The organism is Sphingorhabdus contaminans (genome assembly GCF_007280415.1).
GTDB classification, from domain to species: domain Bacteria; phylum Pseudomonadota; class Alphaproteobacteria; order Sphingomonadales; family Sphingomonadaceae; genus Sphingorhabdus_B; species Sphingorhabdus_B contaminans.
On record NZ_VKKU01000001.1, the window covers coordinates 1,398,879 to 1,414,410 of the forward strand.

At 52.5% G+C, this 15,532-nt stretch carries 8 protein-coding genes; 5 read left to right on the top strand and 3 right to left on the bottom strand.

Annotated elements, in window-relative coordinates:
- The first annotated feature begins 55 nt into the window (after positions 1-55).
- From rpoB to FOM92_RS06805, 5 genes are all read left to right on the top strand, one after another.
- Positions 56-4,219, top strand: coding sequence for a DNA-directed RNA polymerase subunit beta (gene rpoB / locus FOM92_RS06785; protein ID WP_143775995.1), 4,164 nt, complete (start codon positions 56-58; stop codon positions 4,217-4,219).
- 81 nt (positions 4,220-4,300) lie between these two features.
- Positions 4,301-8,584, top strand: a complete 4,284-nt coding sequence (rpoC, locus tag FOM92_RS06790; protein ID WP_143775996.1) for a DNA-directed RNA polymerase subunit beta' — start codon at positions 4,301-4,303, stop codon at positions 8,582-8,584.
- Between the two features lie 163 nt (positions 8,585-8,747).
- Positions 8,748-9,989 (top strand): efflux RND transporter periplasmic adaptor subunit, encoded by a 1,242-nt coding sequence (locus tag FOM92_RS06795; RefSeq protein ID WP_170226805.1) that lies wholly within the window; start codon positions 8,748-8,750, stop codon positions 9,987-9,989.
- The gene (locus tag FOM92_RS06800; protein WP_246087180.1) at positions 9,964-10,686 is read left to right on the top strand and encodes an ABC transporter ATP-binding protein; all 723 of its coding nucleotides are present in this window, start codon (positions 9,964-9,966) and stop codon (positions 10,684-10,686) included. The genes FOM92_RS06795 and FOM92_RS06800 overlap by 26 nt, the downstream gene beginning before the upstream one ends.
- On the top strand, positions 10,679-11,929 hold the full coding sequence (locus tag FOM92_RS06805; protein ID WP_143775998.1) for an ABC transporter permease: 1,251 nt from the start codon (positions 10,679-10,681) through the stop codon (positions 11,927-11,929). Before FOM92_RS06800 ends, FOM92_RS06805 begins: the two co-directional genes overlap by 8 nt.
- On the opposite strand, the gene FOM92_RS06810 is transcribed toward FOM92_RS06805, so the two are convergent.
- The 3 genes from FOM92_RS06810 to galU form a co-directional block, all read right to left on the bottom strand.
- A complete protein-coding gene (locus tag FOM92_RS06810; protein WP_143775999.1) occupies positions 11,930-14,044 on the bottom strand; it encodes a TonB-dependent receptor plug domain-containing protein in 2,115 nt (704 codons plus the stop codon).
- A 177-nt stretch (positions 14,045-14,221) separates the two neighbouring features.
- On the bottom strand, positions 14,222-14,527 hold the full coding sequence (locus FOM92_RS06815) for a hypothetical protein (RefSeq protein ID WP_143776000.1): 306 nt from the start codon (positions 14,525-14,527) through the stop codon (positions 14,222-14,224).
- A gap of 71 nt (positions 14,528-14,598) precedes the next feature.
- On the bottom strand, positions 14,599-15,468 hold the full coding sequence (galU, locus tag FOM92_RS06820) for a UTP--glucose-1-phosphate uridylyltransferase GalU (RefSeq protein ID WP_211347356.1): 870 nt from the start codon (positions 15,466-15,468) through the stop codon (positions 14,599-14,601).
- Positions 15,469-15,532 lie beyond the last annotated feature (64 nt).

Here is a 15,532-nt window from a genome sequence, read left to right on the forward strand (position 1 = left end):
TCTTGTGGAGCCCCACACGCGCCTGACACTTTTTGTAACTGAGGCAAAGCACCTTATGGCATCTCGTACCGCTCCTGCGACAATCTCGCGTCAAAAGCGTATCCGTAAAATTTTCGGTGACATCCATGAAGTCATCGACATGCCCAACCTGATCGAAGTCCAGCGCGAAAGCTATGAGCAGTTTTTGCGTTCCGACCCGTCGATCGGTTATGTATCGGGCCTTGAAAAGACGCTGCGCAGCGTTTTCCCGATCAAGGATTTCGCAGGCACTTCGGAACTGGACTTTGTCCATTACGAACTGGAAGAGCCGAAATATGACGTCGAAGAGTGCCGCCAGCGCGGGATTACCTATGCGGCGCAGATGAAGGTCACTTTGCGCCTAATCGTGTTCGAGGTTGACCCCGACACCGAAGCGCGCTCGGTCCTCGATATCAAGGAGCAGGACGTCTATATGGGCGACATGCCGTTGATGACGCATAACGGCACCTTCTTCATCAACGGTACGGAACGCGTTATCGTATCGCAGATGCACCGTTCGCCGGGCGTTTTGTTCGACCATGACCGGGGCAAGACCCACTCATCGGGCAAATATCTGTTTGCCGCACGCGTCATTCCCTATCGCGGTTCGTGGCTCGACTTCGAATTTGATGCCAAGGACATCGTCAACGTGCGTATCGACCGCAAGCGCAAGCTGCCGGTGACCACGCTTCTCTATGCGCTCGGCCTGAACGACGAAGAGATCCTCAACCACTTCTATGACCGCGTGACCTTTGAACGTGGCAAGGGCGGATGGAAGATTCCGTTCAACGCCGAACAATGGCGCGCGTCGAAGCCGATGTTCGACATTGTCGATGCAAAATCGGGCGAAGTCATTTTCCCGGCTGGCCAGAAGGTTACCCCGCGTGCGGCCAACAAGGCGGTGAAGGACGGGCTTGAAACCCTGCTGATCCCGACCGAGGAAATTTTTGGCCGCTATTCGGCCTTTGACCTGATCGATGAAAAGACAGGCCGCATCTATGTCGAGGCGGGCGATGAAATCACCGCCGAAAACCTCGAAATGCTGGACAAGGCGGGCATCGATGCCATCGAACTGCTCGACATCGACCATGTCATCACCGGCGCCTGGATGCGCAACACGCTGAAGGCCGACAAGGCCGAGAACCGCGACATGGGCCTTGATGCCATCTACCGCGTCATGCGCCCGGGCGAGCCGCCCACGCGCGAAACGGCAGAGGCGCTGTTTGCCGGGCTCTTCTTTGATGCTGACCGTTATGACCTGTCGGCTGTGGGCCGCGTCAAGCTGAACATGCGTCTGGGCCTTGATGCCGAAGACACGCTGACCACGCTGCGCACCGAAGATATTCTTGCGGTGGTCAAGGAACTGGTCAACCTGAAGGATGGCAAGGGCGAAATCGACGATATCGACAATCTCGGCAACCGCCGCGTGCGTTCGGTGGGCGAATTGCTCGAAAACCAGTATCGCGTCGGACTTCTGCGGATGGAGCGTGCCGTCAAGGAACGCATGTCAAGTGTAGACGTCTCCACAGTGATGCCGAATGACCTCATCAACGCCAAGCCGGCGGTGGCTGCGGTGCGCGAATTCTTTGGTTCGTCGCAATTGTCGCAGTTCATGGACCAGACCAATCCGCTCTCCGAAGTGACGCACAAGCGCCGCGTTTCGGCCCTTGGACCGGGCGGTCTGACCCGCGAACGCGCCGGCTTCGAAGTCCGCGACGTCCATCCGACCCATTATGGACGCATCTGCCCGATTGAGACGCCGGAAGGCCCGAACATCGGCCTGATCAACAGCCTGGCAAGCTTCAGCCGGGTTAACAAATACGGCTTCATCGAAACCCCCTACCGCAAAGTTATCGACGGCAAGGTGACCGATGAAGTGGTCTATCTCTCGGCAATGGAAGAACAGAAAAACACCATCGCCCAGGCCAACGCAGAGCTGAACGAAGACGGAAGCTTCGCCGAAGAACTCATCTCGGCCCGAGAAGCAGGCGAATTCCTCATGGCACCCCGGGACCAGATCACCCTGATGGACGTCAGCCCCAAGCAGCTGGTTTCGGTTGCTGCATCGCTGATCCCCTTCCTGGAAAACGATGACGCCAACCGCGCTCTGATGGGATCAAACATGCAACGCCAGGCTGTGCCTCTGCTCCGGGCAGAAGCTCCGTTTGTCGGCACCGGCATGGAAGAAACCGTAGCCCGGGATTCCGGCGCCGCGATCGCAGCCCGCCGTACTGGTATCGTCGACCAAGTGGACGCAACCCGCATCGTAGTCCGCGTAACCGGCGAAATCGAACCCGGCCAATCCGGCGTGGACATCTACACGCTTCAAAAGTTCCAGCGTTCAAACCAGAACACCTGCATCAACCAAAAGCCGTTGGTTAAGGTTGGTGACGTTATCGAAGCAGGTGACATCATCGCAGACGGTCCTTCAACCGAACTGGGTGAACTGGCACTTGGCAAGAACAGCCTCGTGGCGTTCATGCCCTGGAACGGTTATAACTATGAAGACTCGATCCTCATTTCGGAACGTATCGTTAAGGACGACGTATTCACCTCGATCCATATTGAAGAGTTCGAGGTTATGGCCCGCGATACAAAGCTGGGACCGGAAGACATTACCCGCGATATACCGAACGTCGGCGAAGAAGCACTGCGCAGCCTTGACGAGGCGGGCATTGTTTATATCGGCGCCGAAGTACATCCTGGCGATATCCTAGTCGGTAAAATCACGCCGAAGGGCGAAAGCCCGATGACGCCGGAAGAAAAACTGCTTCGCGCCATTTTCGGTGAAAAGGCCAGCGATGTCCGCGATACTTCGCTGAAGCTGCCTCCCGGCGTTGCCGGTACGGTTGTGGAAGTCCGCGTTTTCAACCGTCATGGTATCGACAAGGACGAGCGTGCGATGGCAATCGAACGCGAAGAGATCGAACGCCTCGCAAAAGACCGCGAGGACGAACGTTCGATTTTGAACCGTGCGACATATAACCGCCTAAAAGACATGCTTATCGGACAAACCGCGGCAGCGGCACCGAAGGGCCTGAAAAAGGGCGATAAAATTACCGAGGAAAACCTGGCGGAAGTTGAACGTCACGAATGGTGGAAGATCGCCGTTGCCGACGACAAGGTCCAAGGTGATCTGGAAGCGGTCAAAGTCCAGTACGACGATGCCGTCAAGCTGATCGTCGAGAAGTTCGAAGACCGGCGTGAGAAGCTAGAACGTGGTGACGAACTGGCACCTGGTGTTCTGAAAATGGTCAAGGTTTTTGTCGCGGTGAAGCGCAAGCTGCAACCGGGCGATAAGATGGCCGGACGGCACGGAAACAAGGGTGTTATCTCGCGGATTTTACCGCAGGAAGATATGCCCTTCCTCGCCGACGGAACGCCTGTCGACATCGTGTTGAACCCGCTTGGTGTGCCTTCGCGTATGAACGTCGGTCAGATTTTCGAAACCCATTTAGGTTGGGCCGCACGCGGACTTGGCATGCAGGTCAAGGATGCACTCGAAGAATGGCGCCTGGCAAATCCGAACCCGGAAGCAGCAGCACCGCCTGAGGCGGTTCGGGAACGGCTGATTAACGCCTATGGCGAAGATTATGCGAAGGAAATCGCTGCACGTAGCGATACGGACATCCTCGAACTGGCTGGTAACGTTGTTACTGGTGTACCCATGGGTACCCCAGTGTTTGATGGTGCGCGGGAAGCCGATGTAACCAACATGCTGCAACTCGCGGGATTGGATGGTTCCGGCCAATCCGATCTCTATGACGGTCGTACAGGCGATAAATTCGACCGTAAGGTCACCGTGGGCATCATATATATGCTCAAACTGCATCACCTGGTTGATGACAAGATCCATGCCCGTTCTATCGGGCCTTACAGTCTTGTCACCCAACAACCACTGGGCGGTAAGGCTCAGTTTGGTGGCCAGCGTTTCGGAGAAATGGAGGTCTGGGCGCTTCAAGCTTATGGTGCCGCATACACCTTGCAGGAAATGCTGACGGTCAAATCGGATGACGTGATTGGTCGTACCAAGGTTTATGAAGCGATCGTCAAAGGTGACGATACTTTCGAGGCCGGTATTCCCGAAAGCTTTAACGTTCTGGTCAAAGAAATGCGTTCGCTGGGTCTGAATGTAGACCTTAAAGCACTGGACGCTCTTGCGGAAGAAGATGGCAACGATCTTGCGGAGGCAGCCGAATAAGCAGAGCCGGGCGGAAGTAATTCCGCCCCCTGCCACCCTGCCCCACGGATTTCATGGGCCTTGCCCAATGAGGAAATGAAGATGAACGAACTATCCAAATTCAACAATCCGATCGCCAAGGTCGAAACTTTTGACCAGATCCAGATCGGGATCGCGTCGCCTGAAAAAATTCGCAGTTGGTCTTTCGGCGAAATCAAAAAGCCCGAAACCATCAACTATCGTACATTCAAACCCGAGCGCGACGGCCTTTTCTGCGCCCGCATTTTTGGTCCCGTCAAGGACTATGAGTGCTTGTGCGGCAAGTATAAACGCATGAAATATAAGGGTGTTGTCTGCGAAAAGTGCGGTGTCGAAGTTACTGTAACCAAGGTACGTCGTGAGCGTATGGGCCATATCGAGCTCGCCGCGCCGGTAGCCCATATCTGGTTCCTGAAATCGCTACCTTCACGCATCGGCCTTTTGCTCGACATGCAATTGAAGCAGCTTGAGCGCGTTCTGTATTTCGAAAACTATATCGTCACCGAACCAGGTTTGACTGCATTAGAGAAGTTCCAGCTTCTTAGCGAAGACGAATTGCTGGATGCTCAAGACGAATATGGTGAAGATGCGTTCTCCGCGTCTATCGGTGCCGAAGCCGTCAAGACCATGTTGATGGATCTTGATCTGGAGCAAGAGCGCACCGATTTGCTCGACGAGCTTGCGACAACGAAGTCGGAACTGAAGCCGAAGAAGATCATCAAGAGGCTGAAGGTTGTGGAAAGCTTCATTGATTCCGGCAACAAGCCTGAATGGATGATCCTCGACGTCATTCCGGTCATTCCGCCAGAATTGCGACCGCTGGTACCACTGGATGGCGGCCGGTTTGCAACGTCCGATCTGAATGATCTTTATCGTCGCGTTATTAACCGGAACAACCGTTTGAAGCGTCTAATCGAGCTGCGCGCGCCGGACATTATCGTCCGCAACGAAAAACGCATGTTGCAAGAGGCAGTCGATGCTCTGTTCGATAATGGACGCCGTGGTCGCACTATCACGGGTGCCAACAAACGTCCGTTGAAGTCACTGTCGGACATGCTCAAAGGCAAACAGGGCCGTTTCCGCCAAAACCTCTTGGGTAAACGCGTCGACTATTCGGGTCGTTCAGTTATCGTGACTGGCCCCGAACTTAAACTGCACCAGTGCGGCCTACCCAAGAAAATGGCTTTGGAACTGTTCAAGCCGTTCATCTACTCACGCCTTGATGCAAAGGGTCTTTCAATGACCTTGAAGCAGGCGAAAAAGTGGGTCGAAAAGGAACGCAAGGAAGTCTGGGACATTCTGGATGAAGTCATTCGCGAACATCCCGTTCTTTTGAACCGTGCACCGACCCTTCACCGTTTGGGCATTCAGGCGTTCGAGCCTGTTCTGATCGAAGGTAAAGCAATCCAGCTTCACCCGCTGGTCTGCTCGGCCTTTAACGCCGACTTCGACGGAGACCAGATGGCCGTACACGTTCCACTGAGCCTTGAGGCGCAGTTGGAAGCCCGCGTTCTGATGATGTCCACAAACAACATTCTTTCGCCGGCAAATGGTAAGCCGATTATCGTCCCTTCACAGGATATGGTTCTCGGTCTTTATTATTTGTCGATGGATCGTAAGGGCGAGCCCGGCGAAGGCATGATGCTGTCTGATATGGCAGAAGTACATCAAGCCCTGGAAGTTGGTGCCGTTACGCTGCACTCTAAAATCGTTGCCCGCGTCCCGCAGACCGGTGAAGATGGTGTTGAGCGCATGGTGCGTTTCGATACGACCCCCGGCCGTATGCTTCTTGCGGAAACGCTGCCGAAGAGCCATCGTGTGCCGTTCGAAACGGTCAACCGTCTTCTTACCAAGAAGGAAATCGGTGACGTCATCGACCAAGTCTATCGTCATACCGGTCAGAAAGACACGGTTCTGTTCGCCGATGCGATCATGTCGCTTGGTTTCAAATATGCGTTCAAGGCCGGTATTTCGTTCGGTAAAGATGATATGATCATTCCGGAAGAAAAGACCGAAATGGTTGCCGAAACCAAAGCCATTGTTGCCGATTTCGAGCAGCAGTATCAGGACGGTCTGATCACTCAGCAGGAAAAATACAACAAGGTCATCGATGCTTGGTCAACTTGCGGTGACAAGGTGGCCAACGCCATGATGGACAAGCTGAAAGCCTCGCCCGTAGATGAACATGGCCGTGAACTGCCCGTGAACTCGGTATATATGATGAGCCACTCTGGTGCGCGTGGTTCGCCAGCGCAGATGAAGCAGCTTGCTGGTATGCGTGGGCTTATGGCTAAGCCGTCAGGCGAAATCATCGAAACGCCGATCATTTCGAACTTTAAGGAAGGTCTGACCGTTCTCGAATACTTCAATTCGACCCACGGTGCCCGTAAGGGTCTGGCCGATACAGCGCTGAAGACGGCAAACTCGGGTTACTTGACCCGTCGTCTTGTGGACGTATCACAAGATTGCACGATCGTTGAAGTCGACTGTGGCACCGAGCGTGCGCTTGAAATGCGCTCGATCGTTCAGGGTGGCTCCACTATCGCGTCCCTTGGCGAACGAGTACTGGGCCGCACCACAGCGGAAGACATTCTTGGCTTGGATGGCAAGGTTCTCATCCCTTCAGGTACGTTGCTTGATGAAGCTATGGTTGCCGCGATGGAAGAGACCGGTCTGCAAGCACTCAAGATCCGTAGTCCTCTGGTTTGCGAATCCAAAGTCGGTGTTTGCGCCACCTGTTACGGTCGCGATCTTGCCCGCGGTACACCAGTAAATATTGGTGAGGCTGTCGGCGTCATCGCGGCCCAATCCATCGGCGAGCCCGGCACCCAGTTGACGATGCGTACGTTCCACATTGGTGGTGCAGCGCAGTTGAACGAGCAGTCTAATCTTGATGCCACGGCATCAGGTAAGATCATGTATCGCGATCTGCCGACCATTGTCGACAAGCGCAAGAAGCGCCTGGCGATGGCACGTAATGGCGAGCTCGTAATTGTCGACAAGGATGGCCGTGAAATGGAAGTCCATCGCCTGCCCTATGGTGCGACGCTGGCATTCCCCGACGGTGCCGAAGTCAATGTTGGCGATCGACTGGCCGAATGGGATCCATTCACTATGCCGATCATTACTGAAAAATCGGGTATCGTGAAATATCAGGACCTGATTGACGGTAAGACGCTAACTGAGCAGACGGACGAAGCCACCGGCATCGCCCAACGCGTTGTGACAGAAGATCGTGCAGGAAGCCGCAGCAAGAAAGAAGACTTGCGTCCTCGCCTGACCCTCCTTGATGATCAGAGCGGTGAAGCGGCACGTTATCTTCTAGGTGTTGGCACCATGCTTTCTGTCGAAGACGGTGCAGAGGTTCAGGCGGGCGACGTTCTTGCCCGTGTGACCCGTGAATCGGCAAAGACACGCGATATTACCGGCGGCCTTCCGCGTGTTGCGGAATTGTTCGAAGCCCGCAAGCCGAAGGATTGTGCAGTTATCGCCAAGATTTCGGGACGCGTCGAATTTGTCCGTGACTACAAGGCGAAGCGCAAAATTGCGATCGTGCCGGAAGAAGGCGATCGGATCGAGTATCTCATTCCCAAGTCGAAGGTTCTCGACGTGCAGGAAGGTGATTTTGTCCGTAAGGGTGATAACCTGATCGCAGGCTCGCCGGATCCGCACGACATCCTCGAAGTCATGGGCGTTGAAGCACTGGCGGAATATCTGGTCGCAGAAATCCAAGAAGTGTATCGCTTGCAGGGCGTTAAGATCAACGACAAGCATATCGAAACGATTGTTCGCCAGATGCTGCAGAAGGTCGAAATTACCTTTGGAGGTGACACGACCCTGCTTCCTGGCGAGCAGGTGGACCGTGAAGAAATGGATGCCATCAACGCGAAGTTGGGCAAGGGTCAAACTCCGGCAACTGGCAATCCTGTTCTGCTCGGTATCACTAAGGCATCGTTGCAGACACGTTCGTTCATCTCGGCGGCATCATTCCAAGAAACAACACGCGTGCTTACGCAAGCAGCGGTTGAAGGAAAGAAGGATGTGCTGACCGGCTTGAAGGAAAACGTGATCGTTGGACGTCTGATCCCTGCCGGAACGGGTTCGGCCATGAACCGCATTCGCGTAACGGCAAATAGCCGCGACGCCGCACTTCGCGCCAGCTACCGTGCACTTCAGGAAAGCCTGATTGCACCGGAAACAGCTGCTGAAGAACATGCGGCCGAACTGGCGCAGGGTCCTGAAGCCGCAATTGGCGACGATGTTCTTGCGAAAGTCATCGCGGACGATCTGACCACTGAAGATGCGGCAATGGATGACGTAATCGAAATAGGCGACGAGGAAGAATAAACTTTCTCCCAAACCAAAATTTAAAAGCCCCGCCGGAAGCGATTTCGGCGGGGCTTTTCTGTCTTAAGCCTCAAGGAACTAACTAGCTTATGGATCGGCCTCCCCCTATAACGGACACTTAACAGCGGGGCAGGTTTAAATGGTTCAACGCATAACGACTTGGATGAAACGGCATCCTATTTGGTCGGGTATCATTCTGCTGTTTTCACTGTTCATTGTTTATCTGATCTTTCGCCCGACGCCGCATGAATATGAGTATGTAAGCGAACCTGTCACTCAGGGCGAAGTTCTCCGCAAAGTTTCAGCAAGCGGCAAAGTAAGGGCGTTAAACACCATAAAGGTCGGGACAGAGGTGTCCGGCCAGATTACGAAAGTCTATGTAGATTTTAACTCAACCGTCAAAGCAGGACAAATACTGGCCGAAATCGACCCCACGCGTGTCCGGGCACGGGTACAACAATCCGAGGCGCAAGTCGCACTTGCACGCGCAAGTTTACAGCAGACGATCGCAAATGTCGCACGCGCGCGCGCCGAATTGGAAATACAGGAACGCGACTTCGCCAGGCAAAAAGGATTGGCAGAACGTGGCTTTGTATCAAAAGCCGGACTTGATATTGCGCAGAGTAAATTAAACAGCGCTCGCAATGCTTTACAAGTAGCCCTCGCCCAGACCCAAAGCGGGAATGCACAAATTCGTCAAGGAACGGCAGAACTTTCTTCCGCCCAGTTAGATCTGAGCCGCACCGTTATCGTCGCACCGGCAAGCGGAGTTATTATCAACAAGCTAGTCGAGCCCGGCACAACGGTTGCTGCCAGTTTCCAGACGCCAAATCTATTCGAAATTGCTGCAGATACAACAAAGATGCAGGTTGAGGCTTCAGTGGACGAGGCGGACATTGGGCAGGTCCGTGAAGGGCAGAATGTTACATTTACAGTCGATAGCTATCCTAATGACGTCTTTAAAGCCAAGGTCCGGCAAGTTCGCAAAGCGCCGGTCGAGACCCAAAATGTCGTTAGTTATCTCGTGATTATCGATGTCGATAATCTTGATGGCAAATTGTTGCCCGGTATGACCGCCAATGTGGAAATTGTTACTGGCGCGAAAACGCAAGTCACACGGGTACCAACAAATGCACTTCGTTTCCGTCCGAAAGCAGCGGACCGCGGAAACGAGCAAAGGAGAAATGAAGGCTCAAAAGAGGCATCATCGGCATTGTATGTGGCTTCGTCCGACCCGTATCGTCCCGTTCGTCGGCAAATCGAAATTGGCCTTCAAGGTGACGAATATACCGAAGTTATTTCGGGTTTGAAGCCAGGCGACAAAATACTGGTGCGAACTAAATCGCTGAAGCCCAAAACGCCGGCGGAAGACAGCTCAGATGACGATGACAGTTCCGCTAATTGACACCCACGATCTCGTTAAGAATTACGAAATCGGAGGCGAGACTGTACATGCAGTCAATCATGTTTCGCTGTCCGTCGAACGCGGCGAGTTTGTTGCCATTATGGGAGCAAGCGGGTCGGGTAAATCAACATTTATGAACATGATCGGCTGTCTCGACGTCCCTACATCGGGCACACTTCTGCTTGATGGGATAGATACAAAATCACTCGATAGCGACCAGTTAGCGGAAATCAGGAACCGCAAGATAGGTTTTGTATTTCAGCAGTTTAACTTACTGGCTCGCACGAGCGCGCTAGATAACGTAGCGGTCCCGCTAATATATTCCGGCATAGGCTACACCGACCGACGCCAACGAGCACAGTTAAAACTCGAGGCAATGGGACTAGGTAATCGTCTCGAAAACACACCCGCAAAATTATCCGGCGGACAACAACAACGTGTCGCGATTGCCCGCGCCTTGGTAACCGATCCGCTGATGCTTCTTGCTGATGAACCAACCGGCGCCCTAGACACGCAAACATCATTAGACATCATGGGAATATTTCAAAAACTGAATGACGACGGAATAACGTTAGTCGTTGTTACGCACGAACCCGACATAGCAGAATATGCAGCGAGACGTATCGTATTCCGTGATGGCAAAATCATTGAAGATGAACCGGTAAAGTCAAGACGACGGGCCGAACATCATGAATAGCATTTTTGCGTCGGTTGCAGGATGGGGCGTCAACGTTGCGATCGCCTTCACAGCCTTGCGTACAAATTTGATGCGATCCATCTTAACCACTTTGGGGGTTATGATCGGCGTATTTTCAGTGATTTTGGCTGTAGCAGTTGGAAATGGTGCACAAGTATCCGTTACGCAACAGATTGCGACGCTTGGATCGAATATGGCTATAGTGGTACCCCAACCCGATAGCGGTAGCGGACCTCCGCGCCCCAATGATCGCGGTCGGCTCACGGAACGGGATGGCCAGGCAATTCTACGCCAAGTGTCGGGCGTCAGGGCAGTTGCACCTCAAATAAGAAATAGCGTTCAACTGGTAACACCGGGCCGGAGTGCAACAACCCAAGCAACCGGCGCAACACCAGAATATGGCAATATATCAAACGTAAATGCATCGGAAGGCCGGTTTCTGACCAAAAGCGATGTGGGCTCGGCCGCGCGCGTTGCGGTTATTGGTCAAACAGTGTCAGACAAGTTGTTTGGCGGCGACAGCCCGGTTGGGCAAACTATCCGAGTGAATCGCGTGCCTTTCACTGTTGTTGGCTTGCTCGAGAGCAAGGGGAGCAATCTTGGGACAGACAATGACGACCAGATTGTGGTGCCGATTACGACCTTGCGCCAAAGGCTTTTGACGACACCAACTCAAGGCCCCGACGATGTCACATTGCTATTCGTTGGTTTCGAAGATGAAGATTCTTTGCTGGCGGGACAGAAAGAAATCAAACGTCTGCTGCGTGATCGTTATCGTGTGCAGAAGGGCAAGATCAATCCGTTCACCGTCCGAACCACGACAGAAATTGCGGAGACAACCAGTCAAGTGACCCAGATCTTTCAAGCAGTACTGGTAGCCATTGCGTCCATTTCGTTATTGGTTGGTGGGATAGGTATCATGAATATCATGCTGGTCAGCGTCACGGAGCGTACACGCGAAATTGGACTGCGTATGGCGCTAGGGGCAAGACGCAGCGATATACGCAACCAATTCCTTGTCGAGGCAGCGGTGCTCTGCATTATCGGAGGGGCAATAGGATTGCTGTTAGCGGTGTTGGCTGCAACAATATTTCAGAAGGTTGCGGACTTCCCTGCTCCGGTAGGCATCGACACAGCGCTGTTCTCCATAGCATTTTCCGCTGTGATCGGTTTGCTATTTGGTGGCTACCCGGCAGTTCGCGCGTCAAGACTGTCACCAATCGAAGCTCTTCGGAGCGAATAGTCAAAACTTACCGCTAAGTGTTACTTGGAATAAAGGGTCCAGATAACGCCTGCGATTGACGATTTGCGTGATTGGTCCGGTTGCCCTTGTACCCGTATAGATAAAGCGGTCGCGCCCGAAATCAGGGATGCTGGTGTACTGCACGCGTAAAGTGCCAAACTTAAACTTTGAATATTCTACAAACACATTTGTACGAACGCCTTCTTTCTGCCGACGATATTCATTGAAAAAATAGGCGTTATTCTGAGCTTGTACATATGCAGTCACTCCATAGACAAACCCACTTTTAGCGATATCGTGTCGCAGCGACCATTCTTGATGCCATAGTGGCCGGTTCGACATTCGGCGCTTCAACCCAGTGACCGGGTCGGTAACGCGGCTATCGTGATAATGGCCGGTATATTTGACCTCCATTCCGCCGAATCCAATATTCTTCGTCAACCAATCCAACGGAAGAGTGATCTCCAATTCACCGTTCCACCTTTTGCTGTTGCCAATGTTTCCGGCGCCATCAAACTGAGCGGTAATGTTGCCCGCAGCATCACGCAATGTTACCGGTACAAGGTCCTGCGTATCACTGACCGTCTGGTACTCGCCTCGAAATTGAACGCTTCCGCGCTCCAGAAATTTATGCCTAATCTGTGCAGCCAAAGTTATAACTTTCTCGGGCACCAAGTCTGCATTTCCGGCGTCAACCTGATTCCCAAGCGCCACATCAACAGATGTAGCAAACTCACCGAAATCCAGTTGAGCGACCTGACGGTCCGCCCTGAACTCCACGGTCGTTGAAGGATCCACAGTCCAAGTTGCAATAACCTTAGGCTTTAAAAACTGAAACCTTCGCGAAGCGCTGCTATCTCCAGACAATGTCAGTTTCGAGAACTCGAAGATTGCTCCAGCTTCGATTTTCCATTTGGGAGTTACGGTCCAGACATCGGTCAAAAAAGGTTCTATTCTAGTTTCTTCAACCAACACATTTGATGCTGGAAAAACAGTCACTGCGCCTGCAACCGAACTCGCTGCAGAGAAGCGAGCATCCAGTTGGTTATAGGCAATTTCACCACCGAACTGAATGGCATGTCCAGAAAGAGCGCTCCAGTCGTTTTGGATTCTTCCCACTATTTCGATAGGTTTGTTGCGGCTCCGCGTTTCAAACCGGTTTACAGGTTGACCGACGCGCGCAGCTTCAATGCTTGAATCGTTGCTTTCGGTAGCAGCTCGGTAAAGACCGATGGCTTTCGTCGTAAGCTTTGGGCTGATTTTAAATTCAATGTCACCTCCAAACTCATAATTTATATCACTTTTTGGGCCATTGCGGAGCAACAGTTCTTCACCGCTAAACAGCCCGGAAGTATCAGAATACACTCCGTTACGATGATCAAAACTGTCATCAAGGCGAACGCGTCCGTTTAAGTTTACTTTTGCACCACCTATTCTTGTCTTAATTGCGCCGCCGATACCTGCGCCATCATATCCTCCCGTGCCTCGATAAAATCGGCGCTCTATCAGATTCCCTGTTCCGGATTTAAAATCTTCTGGCCCAAAACCGAACACTCTTTCAGAATAGGAAGTGATATTAAATTCATATGTTGTTTCCCCCCGTCTTAGCGTCGCGGATCCGTTGACAGAGGGTCGGAATCCATAACGATGACCAAAAACCAGATTACCTTCATATGTTCCTGTCAGCTTTGAGGACACCTTTCGAACTACGTTAACAATCTGCCCCTGCCCTTGCGTTTCTGCATCCGCGCCCGCCTGCTCGGTCAATTCAATATAATCCACCTCACTCGCCGGGATGCGGGAAAGAATTGTGAATATATCATCTGATTTGCTTGAAGGTCTGTCGCCATCAATTAACACGTTGCCGGCATTCTCTCCAAAACCGCGGCGACCTTCGCCGTCGGCAATAGTGAAACCTGGGATCCGACGTATCATGTCCAATGCAGTTACCGGCGCATAAGCCTCAAAATAATCGGCACGAAACTGCCGCTTTCCTTCGCTGACGGTCGCTGAGATATTTGTACCATTAGTGTCCTGAGCTTGAGCCAATGCGGAACCAAGCATGCAAAATGTGCCGGCAAGCACTGTGGCAACCTTGCGTTGAAAAACAGTCATTCATCCTCCCAAAAGATCTGCGCGAGGTGTGCTTGATCTTTCGGGCCCTCGATTACATCTGTAGACAATTTTTTTGAATAACAGTTCGACTAACGAAGCGACCAGTCGACTAAGTGCAAAAGTACAAACGTTCCAGTTGTTTGTCGAACTTGATCTACCTTTTGCAGAAATACTTGTTCAATACGGGCGCGCCTTTTCAACTTCGAGTTGATCGTCAAGTTGTTGCATTTTCGCGCACGCGTCACTGTTACCTGCGTCGCATTTTTCGCGTGCCTTTTCACGCTGACGAGCGAGTTTTCCTAGGGCTTCTTCGCGTTGCCGAATTTCTCGGCCTCGCTTCTCGTCGGCTTCCGATTGGCTCGTGGTCAGTACGTCTGCCGTCTTGGAAACAATCTTAACGGGTGCCGTCACCACATCCTTTACGACAGATGCAACACATCCGGGTAGAGTAAGCACCATAATCGCAGATAGGACTAAACGCATGACAACTCCCTGCAAGCTCTGCCGCTTGAATTGCCGCCTAGCATATGAGTAGAAGCTTAACGGAGCTATCCTTAGTTCAATAAATTTAGTGCAATGGCACGAACTTCATCAGCCATGTCTGCCCGCGACAAAGCTACGGCCAGATTTGCTTCGATGTAGCCAACTTTCGATCCACAGTCGTAACGGCTACCATCGAACGTCACCGCATGAAAAGGCTGCTTGCCGATCATTTGGGCCATGGCATCGGTAAGCTGGATCTCTCCACCTGCGCCTTTTTCCTGATGTTCAAGAACACGCATGACTTCCGGTTGCAGAATATATCGACCCGATATGATCAGGTTCGAAGGGGCATCCTCGACTTTAGGCTTTTCAACCAAGCCTAAAACCTCTGTCACAGCGCCGTTGCTCTTGCCCGGTGCAATCACACCATAACTCGACACTTTTTCGTGCGGAATCTCCAGTACGCTGATCATATTGCCGCCAATACTGTGGTAGGCGTCGACCATCTGTTTCATACATCCAGGCGAGCCATGCATAAATTCATCTGGCAGGAAAATGGCAAAAGGCTCATCGCCAACGATATCACGGGCACACCATATGGCGTGCCCAAGTCCCATTGGCTCCTGTTGCCGCACATAGGCGCAGTTTCCTGGTCCTAGACGCGTCGGACCTAGTACAGATAAGTCCTTACCGCGTTCCGACATGGTCTTTTCGAGTTCGTAGGCGATGTCGAAATGATCTTCGATTGCGCTTTTTCCACGTCCCGTAACGAAAATCATTTGCTCGATGCCCGCTTCACGCGCTTCATCGACAGCATATTGAATCAAGGGACTGTCTACGATTGGCAACATTTCCTTGGGGATGGCTTTTGTCGCCGGAAGAAAACGTGTTCCAAGCCCTGCAACGGGAAAGACGGCTTTGCGTATCGGTTTAATATCCATGGCGCTTCAATACCCGTGGTGCAGAATTTGTCGATTACTCGGAAGGATAACTGACTGGCAATTT

What these genes read in the sequence shown, in the direction of transcription:
- FOM92_RS06815 (WP_143776000.1), bottom strand. Translation starts at nt 14,527, where the DNA reads ATGCGTTTAGTCCTATCTGCGATTATGGTGCTTACTCTACCCGGATGT.
- rpoC (WP_143775996.1), top strand. Translation starts at nt 4,301, where the DNA reads ATGAACGAACTATCCAAATTCAACAATCCGATCGCCAAGGTCGAAACT.
- FOM92_RS06800 (WP_246087180.1), top strand. Translation starts at nt 9,964, where the DNA reads ATGACGATGACAGTTCCGCTAATTGACACCCACGATCTCGTTAAGAAT.
- FOM92_RS06810 (WP_143775999.1), bottom strand. Translation starts at nt 14,044, where the DNA reads ATGACTGTTTTTCAACGCAAGGTTGCCACAGTGCTTGCCGGCACATTT.
- FOM92_RS06795 (WP_170226805.1), top strand. Translation starts at nt 8,748, where the DNA reads ATGAAACGGCATCCTATTTGGTCGGGTATCATTCTGCTGTTTTCACTG.
- FOM92_RS06805 (WP_143775998.1), top strand. Translation starts at nt 10,679, where the DNA reads ATGAATAGCATTTTTGCGTCGGTTGCAGGATGGGGCGTCAACGTTGCG.
- galU (WP_211347356.1), bottom strand. Translation starts at nt 15,468, where the DNA reads ATGGATATTAAACCGATACGCAAAGCCGTCTTTCCCGTTGCAGGGCTT.
- rpoB (WP_143775995.1), top strand. Translation starts at nt 56, where the DNA reads ATGGCATCTCGTACCGCTCCTGCGACAATCTCGCGTCAAAAGCGTATC.